The 20,091-nt window shown below is 66.9% G+C and carries 16 protein-coding genes; 4 read left to right on the forward strand and 12 right to left on the reverse strand.

Annotated features, from left to right (window positions below; genetic code table 11):
• Window positions 1–366 precede the first annotated feature (366 nt).
• Window positions 367–2,763 (forward strand): DEAD/DEAH box helicase, encoded by a 2,397-nt coding sequence (locus ADK57_RS05065; RefSeq protein WP_053748119.1) that lies wholly within the window; start codon window positions 367–369, stop codon window positions 2,761–2,763.
• Between the two features lie 57 nt (window positions 2,764–2,820).
• Here the strand turns inward: ADK57_RS05065 and ADK57_RS05070 are convergent, their stop codons facing one another.
• From ADK57_RS05070 to ADK57_RS05090, 5 genes are all read right to left on the reverse strand, one after another.
• Complete coding sequence (locus tag ADK57_RS05070) at window positions 2,821–3,861, reverse strand: hypothetical protein (RefSeq protein ID WP_053748130.1); 1,041 nt, start codon at window positions 3,859–3,861, stop codon at window positions 2,821–2,823.
• Window positions 3,862–4,044: 183 nt separating this feature from the next.
• Window positions 4,045–4,608, reverse strand: a complete 564-nt coding sequence (locus ADK57_RS05075; protein ID WP_199830481.1) for a DUF6262 family protein — start codon at window positions 4,606–4,608, stop codon at window positions 4,045–4,047.
• Window positions 4,605–6,026 carry a tyrosine-type recombinase/integrase gene (locus tag ADK57_RS50875; protein ID WP_053748120.1) on the reverse strand — a complete coding sequence of 474 codons (1,422 nt, stop codon included), beginning with the start codon at window positions 6,024–6,026 and terminating at the stop codon, window positions 4,605–4,607. Before ADK57_RS50875 ends, ADK57_RS05075 begins: the two co-directional genes overlap by 4 nt.
• A gap of 1,077 nt (window positions 6,027–7,103) precedes the next feature.
• On the reverse strand, window positions 7,104–8,201 hold the full coding sequence (locus tag ADK57_RS46890) for a tyrosine-type recombinase/integrase (protein WP_324612175.1): 1,098 nt from the start codon (window positions 8,199–8,201) through the stop codon (window positions 7,104–7,106).
• A 293-nt stretch (window positions 8,202–8,494) separates the two neighbouring features.
• Window positions 8,495–8,704 (reverse strand): hypothetical protein, encoded by a 210-nt coding sequence (locus ADK57_RS05090; RefSeq protein ID WP_053748122.1) that lies wholly within the window; start codon window positions 8,702–8,704, stop codon window positions 8,495–8,497.
• Window positions 8,705–8,812: 108 nt separating this feature from the next.
• Between ADK57_RS05090 and ADK57_RS50880 the strand changes: the two genes are divergently transcribed.
• The 3 genes from ADK57_RS50880 (at window position 8,813) to ADK57_RS05100 (ending at window position 13,147) form a co-directional block, all read left to right on the forward strand.
• Complete coding sequence (locus ADK57_RS50880; protein WP_234389963.1) at window positions 8,813–10,600, forward strand: NACHT domain-containing protein; 1,788 nt, start codon at window positions 8,813–8,815, stop codon at window positions 10,598–10,600.
• Complete coding sequence (locus tag ADK57_RS50885) at window positions 10,600–11,715, forward strand: hypothetical protein (RefSeq protein WP_234389965.1); 1,116 nt, start codon at window positions 10,600–10,602, stop codon at window positions 11,713–11,715. The genes ADK57_RS50880 and ADK57_RS50885 overlap by 1 nt, the downstream gene beginning before the upstream one ends.
• Before the next feature lie 166 nt (window positions 11,716–11,881).
• Window positions 11,882–13,147 (forward strand): helicase associated domain-containing protein, encoded by a 1,266-nt coding sequence (locus tag ADK57_RS05100; RefSeq protein WP_053748123.1) that lies wholly within the window; start codon window positions 11,882–11,884, stop codon window positions 13,145–13,147.
• 291 nt (window positions 13,148–13,438) lie between these two features.
• Here the strand turns inward: ADK57_RS05100 and ADK57_RS05105 are convergent, their stop codons facing one another.
• The 7 genes from ADK57_RS05105 to ADK57_RS05135 form a co-directional block, all read right to left on the reverse strand.
• A complete protein-coding gene (locus ADK57_RS05105; RefSeq protein ID WP_053748124.1) occupies window positions 13,439–15,373 on the reverse strand; it encodes a hypothetical protein in 1,935 nt (644 codons plus the stop codon).
• Window positions 15,370–15,951 carry a hypothetical protein gene (locus ADK57_RS05110; protein ID WP_053748125.1) on the reverse strand — a complete coding sequence of 194 codons (582 nt, stop codon included), beginning with the start codon at window positions 15,949–15,951 and terminating at the stop codon, window positions 15,370–15,372. The genes ADK57_RS05105 and ADK57_RS05110 overlap by 4 nt, the downstream gene beginning before the upstream one ends.
• Window positions 15,941–16,807, reverse strand: coding sequence for a hypothetical protein (locus ADK57_RS05115; RefSeq protein ID WP_053748126.1), 867 nt, complete (start codon window positions 16,805–16,807; stop codon window positions 15,941–15,943). The genes ADK57_RS05110 and ADK57_RS05115 overlap by 11 nt, the downstream gene beginning before the upstream one ends.
• Window positions 16,808–17,218: 411 nt before the next feature.
• Complete coding sequence (locus ADK57_RS05120) at window positions 17,219–17,506, reverse strand: hypothetical protein (protein WP_053748127.1); 288 nt, start codon at window positions 17,504–17,506, stop codon at window positions 17,219–17,221.
• A gap of 216 nt (window positions 17,507–17,722) precedes the next feature.
• Window positions 17,723–18,151, reverse strand: coding sequence for a DUF6300 family protein (locus tag ADK57_RS05125; protein WP_053748128.1), 429 nt, complete (start codon window positions 18,149–18,151; stop codon window positions 17,723–17,725).
• Window positions 18,152–18,320: 169 nt separating this feature from the next.
• Window positions 18,321–18,968 (reverse strand): DUF6292 family protein, encoded by a 648-nt coding sequence (locus ADK57_RS05130; protein WP_159050012.1) that lies wholly within the window; start codon window positions 18,966–18,968, stop codon window positions 18,321–18,323.
• 43 nt (window positions 18,969–19,011) lie between these two features.
• Window positions 19,012–19,980: a DNA polymerase Y family protein gene (locus tag ADK57_RS05135; protein ID WP_053748132.1), complete on the reverse strand. Its 969-nt coding sequence runs from the start codon at window positions 19,978–19,980 to the stop codon at window positions 19,012–19,014.
• Between the last annotated feature and the right edge of the window lie 111 nt (window positions 19,981–20,091).

Below are 20,091 nucleotides of genomic sequence, written 5' to 3' on the forward strand. Positions count from 1 at the left end.
GTGTAGGGCTTGGGATCCCCAGCTACCACCTCAGCAACGAACATGACGGACCATCAGCCTGACAGAGTGCCGGCCTCGTTGTAGTGACGGGTTCCGCTGCGCTCCACCCTGAACCCCTCCCCCACTGTCTAGCCTGTCCCGACATGTTCACCAATGGCCTGTCAGCATACAGGGCAACCAGTCGTTCGTGGGTGAGATTGAGTCACTGTGCCACCCTCGGGTGCAAAGTTGGTGTGCGGGTGATGCATCACGAGTCATCACTGTGTAGAGTCTGGTATCAGATGCTACACCCTGCCGCCGCGCACCTTGCGCCTGGATTCCATTTGCTATTACGCGCTGCATTCCGCGAAAAGGAGAACACGGGGCATGGCCGTGAAGCTGCGTGATCACCAGATCGAGGCCGTTGCCGCCATTGTGCGCGGTCTTGATTTTCCGCCGGGTGGTATTCCCTGGAATGGTCTTCGCGGGCAGGTGCACGCCGCGTGTGGGACGGGGAAGACCATCATGGCTGCCGCGTCGGCGAAGCGGCTTGTGCCCAGGGGGCGTGTGCTCGTGCTGGTGCCGACGCTGGATCTGCTGGCGCAGACGGTGAGGGCGTGGCACGAGGCCGGCCACAAGGGGCCGGCGGTGGCGGTGTGTTCGCTCCAGGACGATCCGGGGCTGTGGTCGTTGAAGGTGCGCTCCACGACGAACCCGATCCAGTTGGCGCTGTGGCACGGCTCCGGGCCCGTGACCATCTACGCCACCTACGCGTCTCTGGGTGTCCTGGCGGAGGCGTTCGAGGGCGTCTACGGTCAGAAGCTTGATCCAGTAGACCTCGCGGTGGTTGATGAGGCCCACAGGACAAGTGGCTCGATGGGTAAGGCGTGGACCGACATCCACGACCAGAGCGTCATCCCTGCCTACCGGCGGCTGTACCTGACGGCCACACCGCGGATCTGGGAGGAGCGGCTGAACCGCGAGGTTGCCGAGGGGGTGCGGGATCCGCTGCCGCGGGAGATGGCGGCTTCCATGGATGACGAGAAGGTCTTCGGGCCCGTCCTCTACAAGCTCTCGCTCGCCTCTGCCGTCTCCCGGGGCTTGCTGGCGCGGTACCAGATCATCGTCCTGGAGCTGAAAGACCCGGTCGTCACCCCGGAGCGGCTCATGGGTGAGGAGCGGCACACCGAAGAGGTCCGCGGGCAGCGGCTGGGAGCCTTGCAGGCCGCGCTCCTGCACACCATGGCGCAGCACGACCTGTCGACGTGCATCACCTTCCACCACCGCACCATCGAGGCACAGGCCTACGCGGAGGGCCTGGAGCGCGTCGCGGCCAAGCTGCACGCCGACCAGCCCGAGACCTACCCGAAGCGGATCTGGGCGGACTGGCTGTGCGGCGAGCACGTCCCCGAACGCCGGCGAGAGGTCCTGGGTTCGTTCGGGACCACGGCGCAGCGGGCCGTGCTCTCCAACTGCCGGGTCCTGGGCGAGGGCGTCGATATTCGAAGCGTGGATTCAGTTGCCCTCCTGGACCCCAAGGGCGCGCCGCACGACATCGTCCAAGCCATCGGCCGGGCGCTCCGCCAGAAGCCCGGACAGGGGAAGTTGGCCTCCCTGATCGTGCCCGTCTTCCTCCAGCCCGGAGAGCAGCCCGAGGACATGTTCACCTCCGGCTCCTACCGGCCCCTGGTGAAAGTCCTGGAAGGGCTGCGCGCTCACGATGAAGAGGCCGTCGAATTGCTCGCGATTCCCCAGGAGCCTCAGAAGGACATCGCCCAGCCGTCCGTGAACATCGGGGTCGCACCAGAAGACGGCGAAGAAGAATCACGGCTGCTGCTCCGTTTTGCCGCCCCCAGGGATCCCGTGATGGTCGCCGACTGGGTCTCCTTCAACGTGATCGACACCGAACGCCAGGACTGGGCCCGCGCCTGGGCGAAACTGAAGACATACGTCGAACGGGTCGGGAACGCCCGAGTCCCCTACGGACACCGCGAAGGCGCCACACCACTAGGCCAATGGGTCGCAGAACAACGACGCGCCTACACAGCCGGACAGATGACCGGCCAACGCGCGAGGCGACTCGAACAGCTCGGCATGGTCTGGAGCCTCGCGGATGAGCGGTTCCAGGAAAACCTCGAAGCCGCCAAGGCGTACTACGAGGACCACTGGGCCCTCTGCGCTCCAAGGTCCGCCGTGGCCCTGGACAGGCCCGTGGGGCAGTGGTTGAGCAACCTCCGCCGCCCCGGCGCCCTCGACGGACACCCCGAATGGAAGACCGCGCTGGAAGCCGTGGACGAGGACTGGAACCCGTCCTGGCCGGCGGACTGGCAGCGGCACTGGGCCGCGCTGCGCGAGATGGTGGCCGACGAGGACGGACAGGCCGGTGAGACCGAGGTGCTGCCCGGGTTCACGGTCCATGGCATGGACATCGGGAAGTGGCTGGCCCGGCAGCGCAAGCCGGAGGTCTGGCAGACCCTTCACGACGGGCAGCGCGAACGCCTGCAGCGGCTCGGCATCACGCCGATCGCCCCGGAGCCAGAGACGCCCACCAAGCCGTCCACGGCGCCCGTGAGCGCCTTCGAGCGCGGCATTGAGGCCCTCGTGCAGTACAAGACCCGGGAAGGGCACCTGACAGTGCCTAGGGGGCACGTAGAACGGCTGGACGACGGGAGCGAGGTCCGGCTCGGGGTATGGCTGACCAACACAAAGACCAGGCGCGCCAAGCTGAGCGCCGACAAGCTCCAGGCACTCGCCGACCTCGGACTGGAATGGGCAGCGGCGTAGGCGGTACGGGTGGCAGTCTGGCCGTGGGCGGCCACCCGTCGCGGGCGTTGTTGTGGTCTAGCTGCCGAAGACCGTGTTGAGGGCCTGTTGGCCGTGCTGAATTGTGAGGTCCAGGCCGGCGGATGCTGCGCCGATCTGCGCGAGTCCGCCCATCACAGTGTCGAAGGCGGCGCGGATACGGCCTGGCTGCGCTGTCTCGCTGCTGGCCTCCTCGGCGAGGACTTCGGCTTCGCGGATGAGTTCGGCTTGCTGCGCGGGTTCCATGCCGTAGGTCGGGGCGAGCTGCTGGACCAGTGCCGCGAATTCGCGCATGGGGCTGGGGTCGAAGGCGTGGTTGTGGTTGTGCTGCTCGACCTTGCCTTGAGAGCCAGCGACGACGTTCGTGCCGGTGATGCTGTAGTAGTCGCCGGGGCGGGTTCGGTTGAGGTAGTCGCTCACGGTCGCTCCAGAAAGTACGCAGTCGATGCCGTCGATGGTGATGGCGACGGTCTTGGGCTCGGTGCCGACGTCTGCAACAAGCCCAGGGTGAATCAGGCGTGCCAGGGCGTAGTGCAGTTCCGTAGCTGAGAGTTCGTCTCCGGCGAAGTGAGATGCGCTGGTGGTCAGGAAGACCGTTGGGTCGGTGGGGCGCTGGTCGTGGGCTGTGGTGTAGAGCCAGCGCAGGAAGGCGTCGGTTGCGTAGCGGTGCCGGGCAGCGGGGTCGGTGCGCAGTTGGGCAAGCCGCCTTAGCTCCACCCGCCCGTCGTCGGTGATCCTGTAGTCGTTGGCCTGATCGAACGATCCCATCGAATCGATCAGGCCGTCCCTCTCAAGGGCGTGCGCCAGGACCTGGACGTCCTCGAGGGGCACTCCTGATCGCTCGGCGTAGGCGGCTTGTTCTGCGAATCCGTGGCGTGGCTGCTCACCCAACCAGATCAAAAGTCGGACCAGTTGCGGGTCCTGCTCAATGCCGACCCCGACGATTCCGGCAGAGATGGTGAAGCCCTTGCCGGTGACTGGCACGGTGACCGGGTATTTCTTGGCAGCACGCTGGTAGGCCTTGTTGATCTCCTTCACGTGCTTCTCGATCGCTCGATGGTCTATGTCCATGTTGGCCATCTCGTCCCCCTTCGTGATGTCTTCCTCGAAGGGTAGTGAGGAGCACTGACACCCGTGGGACTCAGCGCGTGCCATGTGGAAGCAGAGCTGCTGTGGCAAGGCGCATGGGGGACTAGAGCTCATTGCTGCTGCGGTGGGAGGCGCGTCATCATGGCGCGGTTCGTTTGATGGCGGAGCAAAGGGCTATAGGTCGAGGTTTTCTTCGCGGATCATGCGGCGCAGGCTGGTGCGGGCGGCAGCGAGGTCGTCTTCCAGTTCGGTGACGCGGGCGTGGAGTGCGGTGTTCTCGGTGGTGGCCTGCTGGAGCTGGTCGGCCAGTTGGTGGTTGTGCTGAGTGAGCTCCTCGACGCGGGTGGTCAGGTTCTGGCCGCTGATGGCGTCGAGCTGTTGTCCGAGGTGGTGGCTCATGGCGGTGCGGAGCCGGTCTCGTTCTTCTCGGAGCGTGGTGACTTCTTGGCGGGCGAGTTCCAGGTCCGTCCGCAGGGCGGCGGAGCTCAAAGGGCTGTGGGGATGGCCGGTTGTGGGTCGGGCGTTTTGGCGGGCTTGTGCGGCGCGGATGTGTTCTCGGACGCCTTCGGCGTAGGTGAGCCAGGTGGAGACTCCGGCGGTGCGGGCCACGGCGGTGTGGGTGATGGAGTTGCCGTCGCGTTCGAGGCTTTGGATGGCGGTCAGGACGCGGCGGCGTTTGTCGATGCTGTCGCGACGACGGGCCTGCGCCAGCGGAGTCGGGTTGCCGTTCGGGTTCATCGTGGGTTTGTCCGGGATGGATTGAGGACGGTGAGCGGCAGGTGGGGGCGGGTGGTGCCGGCTCGTGTTTTGCGCAGGATGGCGCTGGCCTGTTCGCGTTCTTCCTGCTCGGCTGCGGGCAGGGCGGACAGGCGTCGGCGCATGCGGTCGACGATCTGCTCGAATGCGGTGATCTGCGCGGTGAGAGCGGTGATGACGAAGTCGGCGGCGTCCATCGCATGGGCGGTTTCGCGGTCGGCGCGCAGTTCGTTGATGTGCTGCTCGATGGCGGGGAGGTAGGAGGGGTCGGGGCGGTAGTAGCCGCAGCCGGCGCACTGGAAGCGGATCGGGCATGCGTCGCCTCCGGCTTTGACGTTCGACGGTTCGGTGCATCCGCCGTAGGGGACGGCGACCGAGCGCAGGTCGTAGCTGCTGGGTGAGTTGGGCGTGGGGTGTCCGTGGCGGTCGACGACGTGGGCGGTGAGGGCGGCGACCGCTGTGCGTTTGCGTTTGAGGGAGACCTGGTAGTAACGCTGCGTCATGGCGACGGAGTGATGGTCCATGAGTTCGCGGAGCACGTCGACGGGGGTTCCGGCGTCCGCGTGGCGCTGGGCGTAGGAGTGGCGGAAGGCGTAGGGGTAGATCAGGGAGCGGTCGAAGGGGATACGGCGGCCGCTGGCGTCGGTGCCTTCGGCGTGGAGTTCGGGCAGGGAGTCGATCCAGACGCGCAGGGTTTCGCTGATGTAGCTCGCGCTGAGGTGCCGCTCGGCGCTTTGGTCGCTGAGGGCGGGGAAGAGGTAGGCGTCGCCGCTGGTGGGGAGCTGGAGGCGGTCGCGGCGGGCCTGCCACCGGCGGATTTCTTCGGCGGTGGAGGTAGTGATCGGCAGTCGGCGGCGGTGGCGTCGCCGTTTGCGGTTGTCCCAGATCAAGGAGATTTGGCCGTGGTCGGTCTCCAGGCAGTCGCGGGGCAGGGAGGCGATTTCCAGGGGGCGGCGGCCGGTGTCCCGCAGAAGGACGTAGACGGTCTGGTACAGCAGTTGGAGGTCGGCGGCGGGGATGTCGCGGCGGCCTTGGACGTCCCCGCGGCCGAGGGCGTGCAGGTGGGTGTCGAGCTGTCGGATCACGGATTCGGGGACGGCTTTGCCGATGCCGTCCTCGTCGACTTCTTCCACGCGGATGCGGTGCTCGACCGGGTCGCGGGTGAAGGATCCGGCGAGGGTGTCGAGATGTCCGGAACGGCGGCCGTAGTCGATGAGCTGGAAGAAGCAGCCGGCGAGGGTACGCCGTTGGGAGGACCGGTAGAGGGTGCCGTCCTTGCGGACGGCGGTGCGGATGGCATCGACGACCGCGGAGGCGTCGGCGAAGGTCAGGGCGGTGGGGTCCAGTCCTTGTCCCGGCCGCTGGGCCAGGGCACGGGAGGCGATGGTGACCGCGCGCATCGTGTTGGAGAAGACGTCGGTGCGGGGGGAACTGGTGGTCGCCCAGTGCCGTACCAGGTGGCGCAGCCACCTGGTGAAGGGTGCGCAGGTCCGCGGTTCCGGACATGTGGCGAGGTGCGGACCCTGTCGTGGTGCGCAGACCGATGGTGCACAGGTCCAGGATGCCGGGATCGGCCAGGGGGCGGCCGGTAAAGTCCTCGAAGCCGGCCCGGACGGCGGTGCACAGCCGCTGCAGGATCCAGGCCGCGCCGGCGTCACGGCTGCTGAGGCGGTCGGGGCCGACGTCGTCAGCCAGGAGGGTGGTGGCGCCGGACAGGTCGCGTACGAGGTGGCGGATGCGGTGGGGTTCCAGCATCCGGGTCCACCGGTCGGCCTGCTGAAGTGCGTAGAGCATTTCGTGGCGCAGCAGGTCGCCCAGGGGCAGCAGGCTGAACTGGTGGGTGCCCAGGTAGGGGCTCTGGCCCGGTGCCCACTGGCGGGCGTCGACGGGTTGGGTGCGGTTGTCCTGGCTCCACTGGCGGGCGTGGTAATTACACAGGCCGCGGGAGTTGTAGGAGGGGCTGGGGCAGGCGGGCACCAGGCAGGGAATCACCTCGGTGTAGGGCCGGGCACGGTCGCGCAGCCACGCCTCTTCGGTGCCTTTGACAGCGTGGTACTTCCAGGCGTTGCAGTGGGTGCAGCACATGCCCTTGCAGTGGCGGGGACGCACGCAATGCACGCCGTCACGGGTGATCGAGCACCGGGCCGTCACCATGCCGCGGGCGCTTCGCTCGCGTACCGGCTGGTGAGTCGCGGCGAACTGGTCCGCCTCCAGGCTGGAGGCCTTCAGATGCTCGGCGCACAGCGAGCAGAAAATGTTGCGGCTGTTGACGATGAGATCGCACTTGTGGGTCCGGCAGGTGGAGGAGGAGGTACGCGGGTCGTCAAGGTCGCCGGTGAACAGCCAGTGCTGTATGTCCCACTCCCCCGCCCGCCAACCCGGGTCGAGATGCTCCTGAAGCCAGGCGCTCCACGCCCCGGTGTCCCAGGCAAGGTGGTCCGGCGCGCCTGCGGGCGCCGGCACCCGCAGTGCCAGGCTCATGAGTGCTCCCGCAGGGCCTGGACACGTTCGACGGCCTCGCGTGTCTCGGTGTCGTCGACGTGCCGGTAGCGCTCCATCGATAACGGTGAGGCATGCCCCAGCAGACGCTGGACCACATCGCGGTCCACGCCGCCGCGCAGCCAGGCCGTGGCGGCGGAGTGGCGCAGCATGTGGGGGCGGAAGGGGTGGGTGGCGGCGCGGGCCAGGCGGTCGAAGAGGTCTTTGGTGTTGGGATAGGACATCGCGCGTCCGAGGGGCGCGCGGAAGAGATTGACGAACACCATCTCGTTGTCGGCCGCGGGGCCGGCGGTGTCGCGTTCGTACTGGTAGTCGGCGTAGAGGGCGACCAGGTCGGCGGTGACGGGGACGGTGCGGGAGCGGCGGGACTTGGCCAGCGCGCCGTTGGGGTTGTCGGTGCGGCGGTGAACGTGCAGGTGCGGGCCGTCGGTGCCGCAGCCCAGCAGGCGGGAGGAGGCCAAGAGGTGCATATCACTGCGTCGCAGCCCCAGCGCCTCGCCGATCCGCAGCCCGGTACAGGCCAGCAGAGCGATCAGGAACCGGTCCCTCGCCCGCCCAGCCAGAGCGATCATCGCGGCGATCTGCTCATGGCTGAGGTCCTGGTAGCCCGGATCGGTCAGCGCGAAGCGGAACGCGGCCGCCTCCACGGTCCGCAGCTGCCCCGTCTCGCCCGGGTCGTAGCCCGGCGGCAGATGGAACAGCTGCTTCGGCTCCGACAGCACCGCCACCGTCTCGGCCGTGACCCAGCCGTGCACCGCACCGAACCGGAGGAAGCCGCTCACCACGGTCATCACCGCGTTCGCCGTCCCCGGCGAGCGGAACCGCGGCTCAAGCGGTGGCCGTTGGCGAGAACGCGGGGCGAGGGGCTCGGAGATCAGCCACCGCTGCAGGCCCGCGAGCTGAAGAAACCCCGGAGCAGTCCAGTCGATGCCCCGGTCCTGGCAGTAGTTCAAGTACAAAGCCACACGGCCCGCATACGCGCGTTCGGTGTTCAGCGAACAGCCCCGGGACCGCAGCGAGGCGAGGTAGGCCGTGGCCTGCAGGTGCAGAGCGTAGGTGCCGGCATCGACCACCACCCACCGCACCCCACCACCAGCAGAGACCGACCGGAAAGCGAGGAAACAGGAGGACACGTGCCGAACGTAACTCCCGCCCAGGCCACCAGTTTCAGGCTTCCCGGAACACCCCTCCGCTGCAGGCCGGGGCGCGTACCCTACGTGCCCCACACCCCCGCGCACCCCTAGATAAACAGAGACCCTGCAGCCGACACCCTGGCCCTGACCGGGGCATCCCCGGCTTCCACGATCCCGACAGCGCCGCCGTACCGGGCACCACCAGCGCCGTCGAAGTGCGGCAACGCATACGTCCTTCACAGTGTTGCCAGGACGAAGGTCAGCAGTGCCAGAGAGAGGGTGGCACTGCCCGCGAAGGCCACGGCGCCCCGTATCAGGGCGCTGGCGTAGGTGGCTCCGTCGATGCGAGCAAGCAGGCCAGCTGCGGCTCCTACAAGGGTGCAGAAGAGCGCGACGACCGCCAGGAGCAGGACCAGGAGCATCAGGTGGATGGATGGAGTGTTCATGCCTTCTTCCCCAAGTGATCGATAACGACGACTCCAAGGAATTTCGCGGTTCCGGTGTTCACCGGGGTTCAGGGCGAACAAAGATGAACGAAGACGGTCGCCCGAGAGATGGAGAAGCAGGACATGGGGGACGGGCACGAGGATCCGTTGGCGGAGCTCGCGCTGCGGCTGCGCACCCTCAGGGCGCAGCGGGGTCTGCAGATGGGCGGGTTGCAGCAGCGGACCGGGCTGGGGCGGACAACGGTCAGCCAGGCGCTGAACGGTCAAGTGGTGCCCTCCGAGGCCACGCTGGTGGCCTTGGCGAAGGCCCTGGGCACGGACGCGGAGCCATTGCTGGTCTTACGCCACGCCGCCGCGCGCATACCGCAGGTGCGTGATAACTATCCGCAGAGAGTTGTCCGCAGGCCTGTGCGGCCGAGAGCACAATCTTCGTTCGAGGAGCGGTACCTCAGCTACGTGGCGGAACGGCATTCACAGCTGACTGTCGTAGGGCTGGATCTGAGCCGACCGGAACGTGCGCACTGGCCGCTGGACGCGGCGTACTTGAGCTTGGAACTGGCGGAGCGGCCAGAGGACTGGCCTGCAGGCGGTGAGGAAGCGGACCGGCCATCCGTCGTGGTGAAGCGTGCCGAGCACGCGTTGGCCAACTGTCGACGGGTTCTTCTGCGGGGGCTCGCCGGCAGTGGAAAGACGACACTGCTGCAGTGGCTGGCTGTCGCCACGGCGCGCGATGAATTGCCTGAGGAACTGGCGGACTGGCGGGGGCGGATTCCGTTCGTCCTGCCGCTGCGGACGCTGGTGAGGCGTGGGCCCCTTCCGGAGCCACACGATTTCCTGTCTGCGGTCGGCACACCCCTGGCCGCCTCACAACCTGAGGGCTGGGCCGATGCCGTACTCGACAGGGGCGAGGCGCTGGTCCTGGTCGACGGCATCGACGAGGTTCCTCAAGAGCATCGGGGCGCCACGCGGGACTGGCTCGAGCGGCTCTTGGCGGCTTACAGGGACGCGCTCTTCGTGGTCACCACGCGTCCGTCCGCTGTGCCTGAACGCTGGCTTGCTTCGTCGCACTTCACCGAACTGTCGGTACGGCCCATGAGTGCCTCCGACACCGGAGTCTTCGTTCACCGGTGGCACACCGCAGCGCGACACCATGCAGCGACCGACGTCGAACGCTCACAGGTGCACGATCTCGAAGCGGCCCTCCAGGTCACGGTGCGTGCTCAGCGTGACCTTGCGCAGTTGTCCAGCACACCCCTGATGTGTGCGTTGATCTGCGCGCTGCACCGGGACCGCCGCGGTCATCTGCCTCACAGCCGCATGGAGTTGTACGAGGCGGCGCTGTCGATGCTGCTCGTACGCCGTGACCTGGAGCGCAGCATCGACGTCCCTGAAGGCATTCAGCTCACCGAACACCAGAGCGTCCAGCTACTGCAGCGTCTGGCCTACTGGCTCATCCGCAACCGCCAGACCGAGATGGAACGTGCCACCTCGCTGGCCCTGGTCGACGATGCACTGCCGGCCATGCAGGCCGTGGCAGACCAGGGCACGGCCGACCAAGTCCTGACGCACCTGGTCGGCCGCAGCGGGCTCCTGCGCCAGCCCACCGCGGACACCATCGACTTCGTCCACCGCACCTTCCAGGACTACCTCGGGGCCAAAGCCGCCATCGAAGCCCACGACTTCCCGCTGCTGGTCAACAACGCCCATGACGACCAGTGGGAGGACGTCGTACGGATGGCCATCGCCCATGCCAGGCCGACTGAAAGCGCTGATCTGCTCCGCCGCCTCGTCGAACGCGGTGACGACTCCATCTCCTGGCGGCCGCCAGCCTGCAGTACGCCACCGAAATCGAACCTGCCGTCCGCAGACTGGTCGAACAGCGTGCACGCGTCCTGATGCCTCCCCGCTCCCAGGAGGAAGCGGAGGAACTTGCCGCGCTCGGGCCAGGCATCCTGGACCTGCTACCGGGACCCCAAGACCTGGAAAAGGATGAAGTGGGCCCCGTAGTTGAAACTGCCGCTGCCATCGGCGGCGACCATGCATACGCCTTCCTCCACCGCTTCATACAGTCCCTGACTGCTGACTCAGCACCCTTCGCGCTATCCCGGGGCTGGGAGCACTTCGGCGCTGACGAATACGCCCGCGACATCCTGCTCCCCTTCCGGGATCGTCTGCCTTTGGAGGTACACACCCGTGACCAGCGCAACGCGCTCCGCCTCCTCAAGCCCGTCACCAGCATCGCTTTTCGAGAAGCGTTCACCGAAGACGAGATCGTTGAGTACCTCTCACCCGAACACACCCATAGGCTGGAGATCTACTCAGGCCAACTGCTGACAGACTTGAAGTTCGTCCGCGAATTTCCTGCTTTGAATGAGCTCGCCGTCTCCGAATGCATCCAAATGGCGCACGTAGAAGACCTTGCGGGGCTACCGCTTCCAAAATTGCGTCTCCTTCACCTTCCGGACGAATTCTCCTTCAACGCACTGGATTCTCTGCCCGAGCTTACCGCCCTTGCCCTCTACACCCGCCTGCCCTGGGCGAGCCTGGCGGATCTGCCCGCACCAAAAAGCCTCACCTCAATAGCCCTAGGCGGCTGGATCGGCACACGCCTGGCCGGCGTCTCCAAATGGCAGCAACTACAAGAACTAATGATCAACTCCGCGCCCGACAACACAGAATGGCAAGAAATTGCCGTGCTCCCCCATCTGACAGAACTCTACATTTCGGACTACGACCTCAACCGCGCCGTTCCCATGAACAGCGTCACATATCTCCGCCTAGCGCCCGATTCCGACCCACAACTGGACCTGGTGCCAGACCTCTTCCCCAACCTCGAACGCTTCTTCATCAACTGCCGAGGAACGCAATCCGAAACAATCGACATCACTCCCCTGAGCCGGATCAATGGGCTCCAAGTCTCCATCAGTTATGCGAGCAAGGTCACCGGCCTGGAAAGATTCACCACGGACACAGTCGGGCTATACCCGCGGCCGCGAACCGCAGGCACCTGAGCCGCCCCTCGGGCCAGGCTCGCGCACGCAAACCTGCCTGCCTCCCGCACAGCCTCGTCAGGGCTGGGGAACCTCACCGCATCGTCCCCTGCCAGACGCACTTCCTAGCACCCAGAACAAACATGGCTCACGCTCTCCCCACCTCTAGATAATCGACATTCGCGCCGTGGATTCCGTTGCCCTGTTGGACCCGAAGGGCGCGCCGCACGATATCGTGCAGGCCATCGGTCGTGCTCTGCGGCAGAAGCCAGGACAGGGGAAACTCGCGTCTCTGATTGTGCCGGTTTTCTTGCAGCCAGGAGAACGACCGGAGGACATGTTCACTTCCGGATCGTATCGGCCGTTGGTGAAGGTTCTCGAAGGTCTTCGGGCTCATGATGAAGAGGCCGTGGAATTGCTGGCGATCCCTCAGGAGCCCCAGAAGGACATGGTGCAGCCGTCCGAGAGTATCGGCACGGCACCCGAGGACGGGGAAGAGGAATCCAGGCTGTTGCTCCGTTTCGCGGCCCCCAGGGATCCGGTGATGGTCGCGGACTGGGTGTCCTTCAACGTCATCGACACCGAGAAGCAGGACTGGGCGCGCGGCTGGGCAGCACTCAAGAAGTTCGCGGAGCGCGAGCACCACGCCCGCGTGCCCTACGGACACCGGGAGGGCGCGACACCGCTTGGACAATGGGTGGCAGAACAGCGACGGGCGTACGGGGCGGGGGAGATGAGCGGCCAGCGCGCCCGACGGCTGGAGCAGCTCGGCATGGTCTGGTCCGTGGCGGATGAGCGGTTCCAGGAGAACCTGGAAGCCGCGAAGGCGTACTACGCCGAACACTGGACCCTCTGTGCTCCGAGGTCCGCAGTGGCCCTGTCCAGGCCGGTAGGACAGTGGTTGAGCAATTTGCGCCGCCCCGGTGCGCTGGACAGGCACCCGGAGTGGGAGACAGCCCTGCACGAGGTCGATGAGCACTGGAATCCGGCGTGGCCGGTGGACTGGCAGCGGCACTACGCCGCCGTACGCGAGCTGCTGCGTGAAGAGGCCGGCGTGACCGAGCTGCAGCCGGGGATCACCTGCCACGGAATGGACGTCGGACGGTGGCTCCAGAAGAACCGTCAGCACGCCGTCTGGCAGGGGCTGATGGAGGGGCAGCGCGAGCTCCTGGAGGCGATCGGCGTCATGCCGCTGCCGCCAGAGCAGGAAGCCCCCGCCAAGGCCCCCAAGGCGGCCTCTGGCGCGTTCGAGCGGGGCATTTCGGCCCTGGCGCAATACAAGGCGCGTACGGGCTCCCTGGCGCCCGCCAGAGGCCACACAGAGCGGCTGGAGGACGGAACTGAGGTTCGACTTGGGGTGTTCCTGAGTAACAGCAAAAGCAGGCGGGGGAAGCTAACCGCGGACAAGCTCGCTGCGCTGGCCGCGCTCGGGTTGGAGTGGGCGGCATCCTGACGCTGTCGGGCGGGCCCCGGGTGCTGTGTGCGCCCGGGGTCTTCGCTGTCCCGGGCCTGCGGCATCGCACTGGAGTGCGTGTAGGCGCTGGTATCCGGGCCGCTCCCCCTGCGGCTATGTGGCGCCCGCGAAGCCGTCCGAGACGGCATCCGGCGCCTCGCGAGGGGGGTGCGTCACCTTTCTGGACAGTCGCGCTCCGGAAGTTGGGCGTCAAATGGGCGTAAGACAGGACAGGAGGAAGCCGGTCGGGGAGCGCCAGGCGGCCTGCCCCTCCGTGTCCAGACGTGGCCGTCAGCTCTCGGGTTCGCCGATGTAGGTGTTCGGCATAATGATCTGTTCAATATCAGGGGAGAGAAGTGGTACTGGTACGGCCTGCGTAGAAATCACCTGTGCGCCGGTGGCTTGGGCGGCATCGGCAATGTCACGGAGAACTTCGTGAACGACGTCGCTTGCGATTCCCTGCTGGAAGGGGTTGTCGAGCATGAGAAGTCCCGGGTACGGGCAGTCGTCCCCCAGGTCCCTGGCCAGGAATAGTAGGGCCCTGCTATAGGCGAGGAAGAACAACACTCGCGCTTCGGCTCCGAGAACTTGGTTCCAGGGGCGGGTCCCGACGTAGAAGGTCAGGTCGTCCGCGCTGATCGCCACATTCCCTGCTACCCAGACATCATCGCGGTGGCGGTTGAGGAATTCGTTCATCCGATCAGCGAACAGGGCGCAGCGGTCGATGGGTGTTCTCCCTGTGGTGGGGGTTTCATCGAGTTGCTGCTTCAGTCGGTTCAGTCTGTCTTGGGCCGCTTGGCTCGTCTGCGTGGCGACAGTCTTGCGGGTGAGCATCTGCTCGATGGCGGGCAGCGCCATGAGTTTTTGCTCCAAGGTGGCGGTCTGGGCGGCCATCTCTTCGAGTCTGGCCATGAACGGTGCGAGGCGGGCGGCCCGGTCGACGTTCAGCTGCCTGGCGATGTCTTGATGGGTGCTCTGGGCGTGCCGGTGGTCGGCTTTTGCTTGGTCGAGGTCGCGGCTGGTTCGGGCGATGACTTCCTGTAGGTCGTCGGCCTCTGCGGCCAGGGACCGCTTCTCCAGTTCCCCGCGTCGTCTGCGCTGGTCCTCGGTCACTGGCTGGGTGCAGACGTAGCAAGTGCCCGCTGGGTGATCGCGATGGATGTCGATCTTCTGCTCGCAGGCAGGACACAGGCGCACCGGCAGGCTGTCGAAGATGTCGACGGAGGCTAGAAGGCGTTCCATGCGGGCGATCTCTGCCCGAACCGTGTTGTGAGACTGCATGTGGGCAGTCAGGACCTGCTCGAGGCCGGCGGCGGTCTCGGCGGTGCTTGTGAGGCTCTGGGTCGCGTGCTCGTACTGCTGCGACAGAGTGGCGTCGTAGCCATGGCTCACTGCTCCGGCATCGCCTTCTTGGCGTCCTCCGGCAACAACCTGCTCCACTTCGCGGGTCAGCTGGGAACGTTGCCTGACAACCGCGTCGAGCTCGGCCCGCAAGTCGGTTCTGATGGAGTTGACCTGCTGCTCGCTCCTGGGTGTTGGAAGCTGCAGGTTCTGGCAGACGGCTGCGACGGCTCGGTCTGTGCTGTCATGCACCTCTCGTTCGGCCGCCTGCGCCTGCGCGAGTCGGCGTTGTGCTGCCGCAAGCTCGAAGTCGTGGTTGCTGTACCTGGTCGGGGCGAAACCCAAGAGGTAGCTGATGACGGCTCGCCTCAGAAACTCTTGTTCCTTGTCAGCGAACTGAGTCCACGAGTCCTCGTTGCGGTAGATGTGGCGCAGCACGCTGCGGAACGTCAGAGGTGTGAGCTCGGTGGCGGTGGTTGCCTGGATGCCTTTGGGAATACTAAGGATCGGCCAGCCAAGCTTGTGCAGGATACGGTCGGAGAACTCGCCGACAGGGAATTCGTCGCCGTCCAGTACGACCTTGTTCTGGCGCCCGTACTGGAGGCTGCGCCGGATCTCCGTTTGAGCGCCGTCCAGGGCCAGTTCGATGCTGACCTCTACGTACTCGTCGGCCACGGCCGCCTTCAGGGCCTCGGTCGGGCTGTCCCGGTTGCCGAGACAGTAGTCGATGGCCTTGAGCGTGGTGGTCTTCGAGCTGTTCCTGACGCCAGACAGAACGCTGAGGCCGGCGGTGTTGAACGCGTACGTATCCATCTCGCCCGACGTGTGCACCAGCGTGACCGACTTGACTCTCAGCCCTTTGCGGAAGGGTGTCGGGGTCGTCATGGCCTGATCTCCTGGTTGTAGGCGAGGTCCGCCACTTCCTCGGGGAAGAGTTGGTAGACAAGGTTCTTCAGGTCGGTCCCGGACCACTGCGCCAGGTTGTCCCTCATGGCGCGGCATCGAGTGACGATGGGGTGGAATTCGTCCATGTCCGCCAGCGCTGCGGCCGCTCGCTTTCCTGCCGGGGTCAAGCGGACGCGCTCTGGTCTGTGACTGGAGGTGATAGTGATGAGACCGCGGGCCATGAGGAAGGCCAGAAACTGGCGGTAGCGGGGGTCCCAGGGACCGAACCGGTACCGGATCATCGGGGCCTCTACTTCCTCGGGCATCGATGCGCGAAAAGCGCCCTGGCCGCTCAGGGTGTCGGCTAGTTCCGTGTGCGCGCGCTCGAGGAAGGCCGGGTAGCGCAGAAAGAAGTCGAGCTTCGCGAGCTTGGTGCGGCCGGCGATATGAGGACCGGGGGCACTGCCGCACTCGGCAACCAGGAGCAGTAGCCGAGAGGCGTGAAAGGCTGGCGAGTCGTCGGGGTCCCATGGCCGGTGGGGCGGCGGGACGGCGCTCGCGCCGATGCTATGAAGCATCGGCGTACCGGTTCTGACAGCGAGCGGTGATGTCCGCAAGTACGGCGTGAGCTCGAGCGAGGGACACGGTGCCGCTACTCACCGCGGGGAGGCCTTCTACGCGGGTCAGCGTCTCGAAGTATGCCTCTGAGCCAGCGGGGATGCGTCCGGCGCGTCGTTCAGCCATGACGCGTGAGCAGATGGCGTGGACTTCGTCGGCGAAGGCGTCCATCGCCTCGCGGGCTGGACCGAGGCTGGCACGCCAGGCACGACGGTACTTCAGCGCGTTGTCCAGGTGCCCTGCCGCTTCGTCTGACGGGACCCCGGCGACCGCGAGCTTGTCAGTGAGTTTCGTGAGAGGCGCAGTGCTTCCGTCCGGCCTTCGCCCGGTGGCCCGTGTGATCGCTTCATTGAGCATGTCTTGGAAGTCACGGCTGCCCACCTTGCGTGGCACTGGAGCAAGCGCGTCGCGTGCGATCCGAACTCCGAGCCAGACCAGGACGTCTTCGATGTCAGTGGTCAAGGGCGGCTGACCCAAGATCTTGGTCACGATCGGTCCGAGCCGACGTAGAGCCCTGTCCTCAACCTGCTCGATCGTGCGGCCCTCAACAAGGACCTCTAGACGGTCGACGCACCAGCCGATGTCGCGGCCTTCGGGAAGATCCACGCCTTTGAGCCGAACAATGATGTCATCACGGATCTTCAACGGGACAGGGCCACGCTGCTGTCCGCGATCGATGACGAAGGCATGGAAGTCGACGTGCGGACTCTCGTTGACGATGAAGGTGAACCGAGTCTCGGCTGGAAGTGGCTTCCCGAGGAACAGCTTTCCCAGGTAGCTCGTCTCTGGCTTCTTCGGAATGTCCGGTGCGCACACGTTGGCGACACTGTGCCGCTTGCCGGCTTCTTCGATCGGTATGCGGGCGCGTCACCGTTACTACAGACGATGTCTTCCAGGTCCTCCCAGGAGACCTGAGTCCACATGCCCTCATGCATGTCGAGGCAGTCCAGAAGCGTCACTGCGTCTTGGTAGGCGAAGCCGCGCCGACTTCGGCGTCCGCCGTCAGCCGGCGCTGCAGACATCCGCGCCCCGATGCGTCTTGCGCCCGTAAGGCGACACAAAACTGACTGACGACCCTGTGGCTCGCACCCACACCCCCTAGATCATCCAAGGCGGCCAAGTACACCACCGAGTAACAGAGTGTGGCAATACGCATGACGATCAGCGACGAAGTTGCCCGTCTCACCGCCCTTGCCGGTCGTTACCTCCGAGCGGTTCAGCTACCGATCAGAGGCGCTCCCACCAGTCGAGAATTTGGATCAGCAACCAGGTCCCGGCGATGGGGACGGTGAAGTAAGCCAACCAGAAGAGTGGTAGTCGGTCGGCGTTCTTGGACATTGAAGCGGGGGGCAGCGGGTCTGGCCGCTTGTACTTCAGTTCCTCCATGCTGCGGAGAAAGGCCGGGTACTCCTCGCGGAGCTGCGCTGGCTCCTCGAGTTCTCGTTGGGCACGCTCGCGCTGGGCCTGGCGTTGATAGGCCTCGCGCATGAACTGCTTACGGCGTCGCGACGTCATGATGGTCTCCCATACGCCGCATTGTGGCGTGCGGCTGGCCCTGACGAAGAGCTCGTGACGTGGTTGTGACTGGCCTGCGTGAGGGTCGCCAGCAGTGCGGTGCAGAGGCGAACGGAAACCCCGAACTTCGAAACCCGTCGCACCCGCCGCGCCATCGGCCTCGAAGCTCCCGGGGACCTTGAGGCCGACCCTGCCCCCAGCGAGGACTCCGCGTTTTCAGCCCTCTCCGCGCGGTACGAGGCTCAGGTGAGGCGGTGGGCTGGCCGGCGGTTCGGGCTGCGGGGCTCGGGCCCAGCCGTGGGCGTGCATGGTCTCGGTCTCCCAGTCTTCGAAGAGCTGGGGCAGTGCCTTCGGATCACGGTCCGCGTCGCGGTGCCACTGGATGAACGCGCGGGCGGCGGGACGGCGGGCGTCGCAGGCCGGGCAGAGTTCCATCCAGACGCCGGTCATCAGCGGGCCGTGCCAGTGCAGCAGGAGGGCGCCTCCGCAGCGGGAGCAGGGCCGGTCCGGCTGTTCGTCTTCGTCCCGCTCGGGGTGCAGCCGGGCGAGTTCTTCATCGCTGACGGTGTCGAGGCTGCCGTCGAGGTTGCCGACGCGGCAGAAGGAGCCGTCGGGGCGCACCACGTAGCGCCAAGTGAACGACATGCAAGGCCCCCTTTCGGGGTGGAGCGTGACGCGAACGGCCACGATCCGCCCGTGAGCTGATCAGCGTCAAGGGGGCTGCACGCGGCCGCCGTCGGGCCGTAGGCCATCCGAGTGAACACGCACCCCGGCTCCAGGTGAGGGCGCGGCGCCCGACAGCCGCTGTCCGTTTTCAGGTGGTCGTACGGCGGTCGCGGGCGGGGGCATCCCCGGCGGTGAGGTTGCGTCCGTACGCGGCGCGCACGGCCGCGATCGCCTGCTCGTACGTGTCGGTATGCGTGTCGATGGTCAGCTGCACACCCGCCCCCTCAACGATCTCCGACCCCATCCCGCCATCGCCCCCGGCTCCCTGTCGCCCGACCGGCGGCAGGCCCAGGCGGGCACGGCGGTAGTCGCGGGCGGCGGCGCGTACGGCCCGCGCGCCGTCCCACTCGGTGCGGTACTCCACCTCGGGCAGCTGCCGGCGGTGCACCAGGTCCTCCGCGACGTCGGCCACCGCCTGGGGCGTCGGGAAGACGGTGCGGAAGGTGGGGAGCACGCTGTAGAAGAGGACATCGGCGGGGCTCAGCCCGAGCAGGGCATACGCCCAGCCGGTGCGTTCCTCCCAGTGCAGCCGGATCCCGCCGCGGCCGCTGGTGCGGCTGGCATCCCACGTCAGCCGCATGTACGAGGAAAAGCCCCGCTCGAGGCCGTGGCAGTCGGCCCGCACCGTGCCCGGCGGGACACCCCGCCCCGCGAGGGCCTCATCGACGGCCTGGACGTAGGGCCAGTGCGGCAGCCCCTGCGGCATCCCCGGCCATCCCGGCGGGTCAAGCAGCACACGCCTCACCTCCACACCACAGGAAGAGCACGAGCGGGTCGGGTCATGAGGCGCGCCCCAAAACGGCCGCCGGGCCGATGACGCCGGGGCCGAACTTGTCCCGGACCCGGTCGATGGCCGCCTCTGCCACCAGCCGGGCCTCGCGGGCGCCGTCGAAGCTGATCTGCTCCGCGGCCTGGTCCGCGTCGACCAGATCGTCGCCCTTGAGAGCGAGTGCGGTCAGGCGGCCGCGCTGCAGTCCGGCAGCGTCCATCAGCTGGTAGGCGAGGACGCGCAGATCGTCGTCGTGCGCGGACGGCTCAGGCAGGCGGCGGGTCTTCTCCCACGACGTGCCGCCGCCGAACTTCAGGGTCAGCGTCAGCGCACGGGCCACCTGGCCACGGCGGCGCAGCAGGAATCCGAGGCGGACCACGAGATCGAGCAGGGCGGCGCGGGCGTCGGCGCCGTCCAGGACGTGCCGGTCGAAGGCGCGGCGGACGGTCGCGGCGGCGGGCAGGGTGCGGGGGACGACGGGGCGCGGGTCGATACCGCGAGCCCGGTCGGCAGCGGTGCGGCCGGCGCGGCCGCCGAGCAGGCGCTGCACGGTCTCGGCCGGGATGGCGGCGAGCAGGCCGACGCAGTGGATGCCGTAATCGCGCAGCACTGCCGCCTGCCGAGGGCCGATCCCGTGCAGCGCCTCGACCGGCAGCGGCCCCAGCCAGCCGGCCACCTGGTCGGGGGCGACGGTCAGGACACCGCCGGTCCCATCGATCTGGCCGGAGGCGGTCGCCGCAACGGTGATCGACGGTCCGATGCCCACCCGAACGTCGACCCCGAGCCGGGACAAGCTGCGCACCCGCAGCACCTCGCCCAGGCGGCGGGCATCGGTGCCGTGATAGCGCAGCGCGCCCTTCAGCTCCACCAGCGCCGCGGTGGGCGGCAGGGCCTGCACCACCGGGGACAGTTCCGCCAGCAGCTCCAGGACCTGCCGGTAGCGCTCCTCCGGCAGCCGGTCCGGGCAGCGCACATGCATCACCGTGCTCCGACCCGCCGCTGTCCCGTCCGTCACGACACCCACCTCCCACACCCCACGTCATCGAACACAAAAACGAACACGCGAGGGGTGTGGGCGGTGGATCATGAG

The organism is Streptomyces sp. MMG1533, assembly GCF_001279775.1.
GTDB lineage: Bacteria > Actinomycetota > Actinomycetes > Streptomycetales > Streptomycetaceae > Streptomyces.